10 protein-coding genes are annotated in these 8,725 nt (G+C 38.0%); 5 read left to right on the forward strand and 5 right to left on the reverse strand.

The features are described 5' to 3' along the window. Window positions 1-26 precede the first annotated feature (26 nt). The 4 genes from D5018_RS03130 to D5018_RS03145 all read right to left on the reverse strand — a co-directional run bounded on the left by D5018_RS03130 (window position 27) and on the right by D5018_RS03145 (window position 3,526). Window positions 27-1,961, reverse strand: coding sequence for a PrkA family serine protein kinase (locus D5018_RS03130; protein WP_121837529.1), 1,935 nt, complete (start codon window positions 1,959-1,961; stop codon window positions 27-29). Window positions 1,962-2,120: 159 nt separating this feature from the next. Beyond that, a complete protein-coding gene (bfr, locus tag D5018_RS03135; protein WP_121837530.1) occupies window positions 2,121-2,606 on the reverse strand; it encodes a bacterioferritin in 486 nt (161 codons plus the stop codon). An 11-nt stretch (window positions 2,607-2,617) separates the two neighbouring features. Further along, window positions 2,618-3,088 (reverse strand): bacterioferritin, encoded by a 471-nt coding sequence (bfr, locus tag D5018_RS03140; RefSeq protein ID WP_121837531.1) that lies wholly within the window; start codon window positions 3,086-3,088, stop codon window positions 2,618-2,620. 243 nt (window positions 3,089-3,331) lie between these two features. After that, window positions 3,332-3,526: a (2Fe-2S)-binding protein gene (locus tag D5018_RS03145; RefSeq protein WP_121837532.1), complete on the reverse strand. Its 195-nt coding sequence runs from the start codon at window positions 3,524-3,526 to the stop codon at window positions 3,332-3,334. A 174-nt stretch (window positions 3,527-3,700) separates the two neighbouring features. Here D5018_RS03145 and D5018_RS03150 point away from each other — a divergent pair, with 174 nt between their 5' ends. From D5018_RS03150 to D5018_RS03165, 4 genes are all read left to right on the forward strand, one after another. Then, the gene (locus D5018_RS03150; RefSeq protein ID WP_121837533.1) at window positions 3,701-4,678 is read left to right on the forward strand and encodes an alpha/beta hydrolase; all 978 of its coding nucleotides are present in this window, start codon (window positions 3,701-3,703) and stop codon (window positions 4,676-4,678) included. Window positions 4,679-4,688: 10 nt separating this feature from the next. Continuing rightward, window positions 4,689-5,024: an antibiotic biosynthesis monooxygenase family protein gene (locus D5018_RS03155; protein ID WP_121837534.1), complete on the forward strand. Its 336-nt coding sequence runs from the start codon at window positions 4,689-4,691 to the stop codon at window positions 5,022-5,024. A gap of 97 nt (window positions 5,025-5,121) precedes the next feature. Further along, window positions 5,122-5,523: a LexA family protein gene (locus D5018_RS03160; protein ID WP_121837535.1), complete on the forward strand. Its 402-nt coding sequence runs from the start codon at window positions 5,122-5,124 to the stop codon at window positions 5,521-5,523. Between the two features lie 3 nt (window positions 5,524-5,526). After that, the gene (locus D5018_RS03165) at window positions 5,527-6,783 is read left to right on the forward strand and encodes a Y-family DNA polymerase (RefSeq protein WP_121837536.1); all 1,257 of its coding nucleotides are present in this window, start codon (window positions 5,527-5,529) and stop codon (window positions 6,781-6,783) included. Between the two features lie 12 nt (window positions 6,784-6,795). Here the strand turns inward: D5018_RS03165 and D5018_RS03170 are convergent, their stop codons facing one another. After that, a complete protein-coding gene (locus tag D5018_RS03170; RefSeq protein WP_121837537.1) occupies window positions 6,796-8,115 on the reverse strand; it encodes an oligosaccharide flippase family protein in 1,320 nt (439 codons plus the stop codon). Window positions 8,116-8,508: 393 nt separating this feature from the next. On the opposite strand from D5018_RS03170, the gene D5018_RS21940 reads away from it, so the two are divergent. Then, window positions 8,509-8,725: hypothetical protein (locus tag D5018_RS21940; protein WP_207819196.1), on the forward strand; the 217-nt coding region annotated here is incomplete at its 3' end.

The raw sequence follows: 8,725 nt of genomic DNA on the forward strand, positions 1-8,725 counted from the left end.
TCATTTATGGGTTCTGGTTAGCACTGTTAAGATGACTTACGAACCCTTAAATACCATTCAGAAAGTAATCTAACTTGCTTCTTGGTATAGCCTTTTTCCATCATTCGATTCACGAAGTCATCGTGCTTCCGTTGATCGTCAGTAGAGGTTTTGGCATTAAAGGAAATAACTGGCAATAAATCTTCGGTATTTGAGAACATTTTCTTTTCAATCACCGTTCGAAGCTTTTCGTAATTGGTCCATTGAGGGTTGTTGCCGCCATGATTGGCTCGAGCTCTCAATACAAAGTTGACAATTTCATTACGAAAATCTTTCGGGTTACTTATACCGGCTGGCTTTTCAATTTTCTCCAGTTCTGTGTTTAATGCTGTTCTATCAAACAGTTGCCCGGTTTCAGGATCACGATACTCTTGATCTTGAATCCAAAAATCAGCATAAGTTACGTAGCGATCGAAAATGTTCTGTCCATACTCAGAATAGGACTCAAGATAGGCGGTTTGGATTTCTTTCCCTATAAACTCAACATAGTTAGGGATTAGGTAACCTTTTAAAAACTCTAAGTAACGCTCACCCACATCTTTTGCAAATTGCTCTTGCTCGATTTGTTTTTCGAGTACATAAAATAAATGTACTGGGTTTGCAGCGACTTCTGATTGATCAAAGTTAAATACACGAGATAAGATTTTAAAAGCAAATCGAGTGGATAACCCAGACATCCCTTCATCTACACCTGCAAAATCTCGGTATTCCTGAAATGATTTAGCTTTAGGGTCGGTATCTTTTAGGCTTTCACCGTTATATACCCGCATTTTTGAATATACTGACGAGTTTTCTGGCACTTTTATCCGTGAAAGCACGGCAAATTTAGCCAAAATTTCCAATGTCGACGGTGCACATGGTGCTTCTGTTAATTCTGAGTTCGCAAGCAGTTTCTCGTAGATGTGCATTTCTTCTGAAACTCTTAGGCAGTAGGGGACTTTGACGATATAAACCCTATCTAAGAAAGCTTCATTGTTCTTATTATTTCTAAAGCTGGCCCATTCTGACTCGTTTGAGTGAGCGAGAATTATTCCATTATAGGGTAATGCTGATAACCCTTCAGTACCGTTATAGTTACCTTCTTGAGTAGCGGTCAATAGTGGATGTAACACCTTTATCGGTGCTTTAAACATTTCCACAAACTCCATCAAGCCTTGGTTAGCCCGACATAAGGCGCCAGAATATGCATAGGCATCAGCATCGTGTTGAGAAAAGTGTTCAAGTTGTCTGATATCTACTTTACCCACCAGCGATGAAATGTCCTGATTATTTTCATCCCCTGGTTCGGTTTTGGCGATTGCGATTTGATCTAATATTGAAGGATACATTTTTACTACTTTAAATTTAGATAAATCGCCTTCGTATTCATGTAAGCGTTTTACGGTCCATGGCGACATGATGGTTTTTAAGTAGCGGGTAGGGATGTTGTAAGAATCCGTAAGTATTTTTCCGTCTTCATCTGCGGTAAATAAGCTAAATGGATGATCATTTACGGGGCTCGGTACACCATCTGCACTTAACACATAGATGGGTTGCTGCTGCATCAATGCCTTTAATTTCTCGGCTAGGGATGACTTACCACCGCCCACTGGTCCAAGCAGGTATAAGATTTGTTTGGATTCTTCTAATCCCTGTGCTGCATGTTTTAAGTACGCAACTATTTGTTCAATAGCTTCTTCCATGCCGTAAAACTCAGAAAAGGCGGGGTAACGTCGAATGACTCTATTACTAAATATTCGGCTTAGCACAGAGTCTTTTGATGTGTCGATGAGTTCTGGTTCGCCAATGGCTGCGAGTAATCTTTCTGAAGGTGATGAATATAAGCTTGGATCTTCCTTACACATTTCAAGAAATGCTTCTAGCGTATACTCTTCGTCTCGTTTGTGTTCATATCGTTGTTGATATTGCTCGAAAATGCTCATGAATGCCCCCAAAAGAATAGTGAAGTGTCTTACTCTTTTAAGTCTAGAAGCAAGTTGCAAATTTTCCATAAAATCCAATAAAAACAACAACCTTTGCAAATGCAAAGGTTGTGTGGAAATTTGAAACTAGGGGCAGAATGAAGAATTATTTACAAATAACTACATGGAAGGTGATGCAGTCATTTGTGATTGAATATAATTTTTAATACCGATTTTTTCGATGAGCCCAAGATGTTGCTCAAGCCAATAGATATGATCCATCTCAGTATCATTAAGTAAACGTTCTAACATTTCTCGGCTGACAAAATCGCCTTCAGCTTCGCATTCAGCAATAATGTCTCTTAAACTTTTGGCTACTTGTTGCTCAGCTTCCAAATCATACTCAAGCATTTGCTTTACATTGTTTCCGACATTAATTTTTTCTCTAGAAGCTGTATCGGCTCGTCCTTCTAGGAAAATGATCCTTTCTATTAACGATTTAGCGTGAGCTAATTCTTCTTCATATTCATGTGTTAATTTAGCGTGAAGTTTATCGATGCCCCAATCTTCATAGAGCTTGGCATGCGCTAAGTATTGATCCATTGATGTGAGTTCTAAGATTAACTGCTTATTGAGTAATTTAATGATTTTAGCTACACCTTGCATAATTGCACTCCCTAATGCTCTAGATTGGCTTGTTGGTAGTTTTGAATACCAATGTGACTGATAAGCATTATTTGTGTCTCAATCCAGTCTATGTAGTTTTCTTCATAATCAAGAATCGATTCCAATAACTCTCGGGAGACAAAGTCTTGTTGTTGTTCAAAATACTCAATGGTTTTTTTCAATAACTGGATTTGTTCCATTTGTAAGGCTAAATCACAGCTGAGCATTTCTTCGGTATGCTCTCCGATTCTCAATCTTTCTAGATGTTGTAGATTGGGTAAGCCTTCAAGAAACAATATTCTCTCTATAATGGCGTCAGCTTGTTTCATATCTTCAATTGATTTCGAGTAAGCTTTTTCATTGAGCTCTTCGAGTCCCCAGTTTTTATATATTCGAGCATGAAGAAAATACTGATTGATGGAGGTAAGCTCTATAGTCAGAACCTTGTTGAGCGCTTTAATAATACTTTGATCTGTTTTCATATCGACAACCTTGCTTCAAGATTTTTGATAAGAGTATTTCGTGAGATGTTATAAAGCTTTTTTAAGGTGTTTGCCAAGAACCAATGAATATAACTGGCATGAAGTGAGTTATAATAAAAAAGAATAAACCTTTATGAGAATTAAACTGATTTCTGTTTTTTATAAAAACAGTATTTGTGTGAATATTTTTGAATTGGATGAAGAGGCTGAAAGGATAAGAATCATGCCCCTATATTAAAATGCTTACACTGCCTTAGCTAAGTCGTAATTTAGGTCTGTTTTATTATCTTTCATTATTTTGGCAGCTAGGTAGAGGCACTTACCGCAATCGGTGCCTAAATCATAAGAATCACGTAGTTCTTTAACATGCTCTGCACCATTATTTATGGCCTGCTGTATATCTTTTTCAGTTATTCCATGGCAAACGCAAACATACATACTCTAATCTCTTATTCTTCTACTTATCGACTTAGAGATAGATAGTATTCACAATGCGAATCATTATCAATAGCAAAGGTTGTGTTTTAGGTTTACCTCTTTAAATTAAGTTGACCTTGCTCACAAAACCACCATAAGATCGATTGTTAAATATGTTGGCAAAGGGATACTAACTTGTTATTTATTACCAACCGAACTCCAAAACAGTCGGCGCGCTCCCGAAAAGGTAGACGGATCAGTTTTGATTATCAAAATACTGCCGTATCACAGTACTTGTATTTTTGTCAGCGCCATAATACAGATGAATATACCGAAATTCTTCATCATGATTTCTTTCAGTATTTAAAATCTTTACCTGCTCATACTCAGCTTTTATTTTACATTCATGGCTTTAATAACAATATGGAGCCAGATGTCTTTGAAAATGCCAATAAGCTTCAAAATTTAATTAATCAGCAATCATCACAGCTGGTGGAAGTTATCCCAATTATTTGGCCGTGTGATGATGACTCTGCATTAGCCTTTATTGATGATTATTGGGATGATCAAGATGCTGCTGATGCCAGTGGCCCAGCTTTTTCAAGACTATTGGGTAAATTTGAGCAATGGCGTCGAGAAGCCGAGCAACAACAGCACCCATGCTTTAAGCGGATGAATGTATTAGCTCACTCCATGGGGAGTCGATTGCTAGTGAATGCCATAGCTGGTTGGGCGTCAAAATATAACGCGAATAACATGCCATTACTATTTCGAAATATTTTTATGGTTGCAGCTGATGTCGATAATCAAATTTTAGAATCTGACAAACCTGGTCACCACTTGAGCGATTCAGCGCGCAATCTATGTGTTTATTTCGCCAGAGATGACTTGGCTATGCCTGCTTCGAAGTTAGCTAATTTGCGTCATAAATGTTTATCGCGTCGAATGGGAATGACTGGACCTAATGATTTAAAACAGTTACCAAAGAATGTTTATGAAATTGATTGCGATAATTTTAATAACAAGTTTGATTTAAAAGGGCATAGTTACTTTCTTGATAATAAACATGGAGTAGCAAGCCCTGTCATAGAACATATGATAAAAGCGATCACCACAGGTCGTGTTAGTCCACCACAATCTAGTCATATATTAGAGTTTATTCAACCGGATTAAGGGCAGTGTTATGAGTCTAATTTGTAATACACCAAAGCCACCTTATTATGCAGTGATTTTTACTTCAGTGAGATCTAGCATTGAAGATGGTTATGCAGATATGGCAAATCACATGATGAAGTTAGCGGCACAACAACCGGGATTCCTTGGTGTGGAGTCTGCTCGCGAGTCTATAGGAATAACCGTATCGTACTGGGAAAGCTTACAAGCAATAAAAGATTGGAAAAACAATCAAAATCATATGCAAGCGCAACAATTAGGTAAGGAAAAGTGGTATTCAGAATATACAACTCGCATCGTTAGAGTAGAAAAAGAATACAGCTTTAATGATGAGGGACGCCCATAAGCTTTATCTACGTTCATCACCGCAATTTATTTTGAACTTTACCTTATCTAATAATCCTTGCTAATATATACTGTATAAATGAACAGTATGTCGATATATGAAGATAATTCCTATATATGCTCAAGCGGGAGTAACAGGTTTTGAATCCCCAGCTGCAGAATATTCACAGCTGGCATTAAGTCTAGATGAGCTGCTTATCGAGCATCCTAGTGCGACTTTTATTGGCCGTGCGAAAGGAGATAGCATGCAAGGTGTCGGAATTTTCGATAATGATATCTTGATTGTCGACAGGCACGTTCATCGTCGGCATATGGATATTGTGGTGGCTAATCTTAATGGTGAATTTGTCTGTAAGATTTATGACTCTAACCGTAAGCTTCTGCTTTCTGCCAATGAACAATATCAAGCAATTACAGTAAATGAATATGATGAATTTTCTATCGAAGGAGTCATAGTTCGCTCAATTCGTTGCCATCGCGTTAGCTCATTGTTGGTCTAATCAATGTTTGCCCTTGTTGACGCTAATAGCTTTTATTGTTCTGCGGAAGCCGTGTTCAGACCTGACTGGCGCCGTAAGCCAATCATAGTGCTAAGTAATAACGATAGCTGTATTGTGGCAGCAAACCGTCTTGCCAAAGAAGCCGGAATAAAAAAGTTTATTCCGTATTTTCAAGCCCGCTATTTATGTGAACAGAAAGGGATTATTGTTTGTTCGTCAAATTATGAGCTGTATTCCGACTTATCTGCCAAATTGATGCAAACCATTGGGCGTTTTGCACCTGAACAGCACATATATTCAATTGATGAAACTTTCTTATCGCTTAAAAACACCACGAAAACAATTCCTGATTTAGTGCGGCATGGACAGTTGATTAGAAGAACAGTGTGGAAAGAAACTCGACTGCCAGTATGCGTAGGAATGGGGTCAACATTGACCTTAGCCAAACTTGCAAACCATGCTGCAAAAAAACATCGAGTATATAACGGTGTGTGCGTATTAGACTCTATTTCCTGCATTACCTCACTTTTACAGCTTACCGATGTTGAAGATGTGTGGGGAATAGGGCGCAAGTTATCTGCAAAACTTAGGTTGCTAGGAATAAATACAGCTTATGAGCTTGCTAATATGCCCGCTAAGTTAGCCAGAAAACAATTTAGTGTTGAAGTAGAGCGCACCATTAATGAACTGAACGGTATTTGTTGCAAACACTGGGATGAGGTAAAAGCGGACAGTAAACAAATCTTTTCTACTCGCAGCGTGGGTAACCGAATCACCAGTAAAGCAGAGTTACATCAAGCATTATCTAAACATGCAGGTATTGCAGCGGCTAAAGCTCGTAAGCAGGGTTCTGGTTGTACCCAAATGCTAATATTTGCTCACAGCTCTCCTCATGATAAGCAACCGCGTTTTTTTAAACGCTTATTAAGTTTTCCTAGGCCGTCGAATTGTTCCATGGAGATTTGTGCTGCTGTATCTCAAGTAATTGAGCAACTTTTTGAAAATGGAGTTCGTTATTACAAAGTTGGTGTTGGTTTATTAGATTTAGTTGATATGAGCCATCAACAGCTGGATTTATTCAATAAACCTATAGACAAACCAGAACTGATGGGAGTGATGGATAGCATTAATCAGCGTTATGGCAGGGATACTGTATTTGTTTCCGCTCAAGGAACTCAAGTAAAATGGGGAATGCGGCGAAACTTTTTAACGCCGCAATATACTACGAGTTGGCGAGGACTTCCTGAGATCAGATGCTAATGATCAGAACATCTAGGCTGATTCTACTTCACCTTTTTCCTCTGGCGACGTCCAAGGGAAGAAGCCTAAGTGCATTTTAAGTTTAACTACCACAATAATGGTTGAAATGATCAAAGAAAGTGAAGTGGCAATAGCTGCCCCTTCAATTCCCATTCGTGGGATAAGGATATAATTTAGTGTTGCGTTTATCCCTAAGGTGATCATTAAGTTATACATTAACCACCTTTCTTGACCTGAATATTGAAGCCATAAAACGCTAGCGCTATTAATGCCGTAGATACAAAAACCAGCTGCTAATGTCATCAAGCAAATGTATGTGTTTTCTACGTCATTACCAAAAACACTGAGAAGCTGAGTACCGAATAGACCGAGTAAACAAAAAGTTGGTATAACCGTTTTCAAGAGAATAAAGAATGCTTTACGGTTCATTTGAATGATTGCTGCTTTTCCAGATTCGAGCGTAGGAATAATTAGAGGAATGATTAAACCATAAATAGCCGACTGTACTGAGTTAATTACTGAAACCGATGTCATGGCTGCCGCATAATGCCCTACAGACATTTCATCCAACTGAAACTCAATCATATAAATATCGACTTGTCTCATAAACGTTTGTAGGGCAATGATCATCATCATGGGAGTGGATATTTTTAACCACTCAATAGGCTTTACAAAGTTTTTATCTCGCTTTAGTGGCATTAACCCTAAACGAAGAGTGTGATAAGCACAAAATACTGCAATAAGAAATGCAGCAATTAACGTAAGGGCAACAGCTTCAAAATCATCGAGGGAGCCAAAAATTAAGAAGAATCCACCACACAATAGAAGTCGTAAACCGGGGTAGCCAATTCGCCAAGGAAGAAAAGATAAGTTCAAATGTTTCGCTAATTGCAAAATACCGCCGAATAATGCCGCCATGGCAACAAGGGGCAGAGCAAGACTTGCAATAATGAGAGGGTGGTATTCTTTTTCAGGGAATAATGAAAGGTGGTAATGGTGTACTGCATAGATCAAAAATAAAAGCACTAAAGATAGAACCGTAGATAATACAATATAAAAGCGAACGTATTCCCATACACCTTCACCAGAGCCATCATTAATTTGTTTTGATAAAAAGCTCGCAGTAGCACGGGAGCCTCCCATCATCACAACAAGACTTCCAAGAGCAATATAGGCTTCGGCGACTTTATAATCCCCATAATCAACAGGGCCTAACATATTAGAAAGTGCGACATTGAATGCATACGCCATAATAAAACCTAGCGCAAAAGTTGTTAGCATCAGTATGCTTCCACGGCGTAGATACTGATTTTTTGAATGTGTTTTGTCCATAAAACCCAAAAACTTCTTAATTGATGAAAGGTATGAAAAAAATATTTAGCTATTTAAAAATAGCATAAGACTGAAAAAGTAATGGTGGGAATTGGATAAACCTTGTTTTGCAATACAAACCAATTATTGCTTATTGCAATTTATAGGTGCTTAAATCGTAAGCGAAAAACCGCAAACTTAAAGAAACTTCCAGCAATTCTCGGTTAAAGAATAAATCCTTAAAATTCAATACATAAAAGAAATGTTAAAATTTTCTTTTCGCACAAACGTAAAGCGAAAACCTGACATACAACGATAGATCACAACAACTATAGCCAATAGATCACAAACTATCAGTGATTTCTGTATTACCATATAGGGCATTATTTTTAATCAAAAAGTACAGTGCTTAGCATGGCTTCACGAATACAAGAAAAAAAACACCTGAGTTTTAATTCTCTCAGAAAGAGCTTGTCTCAGCATATCAATGCAAGCACAGATTCAAGAAAGAATTCTGCGTCTCAATATGCTCATCATGATGTTGTCATGAGTGGTTTTGCTTGTATGTATTTTCAAGATCCTTCCTTAGTGCAGTTTCAGCAGCGTTTGGAAACCAGTAGAGGGCGTAACA

Source organism: Parashewanella curva (assembly GCF_003675895.1).
Taxonomy (GTDB): domain Bacteria; phylum Pseudomonadota; class Gammaproteobacteria; order Enterobacterales; family Shewanellaceae; genus Parashewanella; species Parashewanella curva.

Coding starts and splice junctions, on each gene's coding strand:
- D5018_RS03130 (WP_121837529.1), bottom strand. CDS start 1,961: ATGAGCATTTTCGAGCAATATCAACAACGATATGAACACAAACGAGAC.
- D5018_RS03170 (WP_121837537.1), bottom strand. CDS start 8,115: ATGGACAAAACACATTCAAAAAATCAGTATCTACGCCGTGGAAGCATA.
- D5018_RS03155 (WP_121837534.1), top strand. CDS start 4,689: ATGAGTCTAATTTGTAATACACCAAAGCCACCTTATTATGCAGTGATT.
- D5018_RS03145 (WP_121837532.1), bottom strand. CDS start 3,526: ATGTATGTTTGCGTTTGCCATGGAATAACTGAAAAAGATATACAGCAG.
- D5018_RS03160 (WP_121837535.1), top strand. CDS start 5,122: ATGAAGATAATTCCTATATATGCTCAAGCGGGAGTAACAGGTTTTGAA.
- bfr (WP_121837530.1), bottom strand. CDS start 2,606: ATGCAAGGTGTAGCTAAAATCATTAAATTACTCAATAAGCAGTTAATC.
- D5018_RS03165 (WP_121837536.1), top strand. CDS start 5,527: ATGTTTGCCCTTGTTGACGCTAATAGCTTTTATTGTTCTGCGGAAGCC.
- bfr (WP_121837531.1), bottom strand. CDS start 3,088: ATGAAAACAGATCAAAGTATTATTAAAGCGCTCAACAAGGTTCTGACT.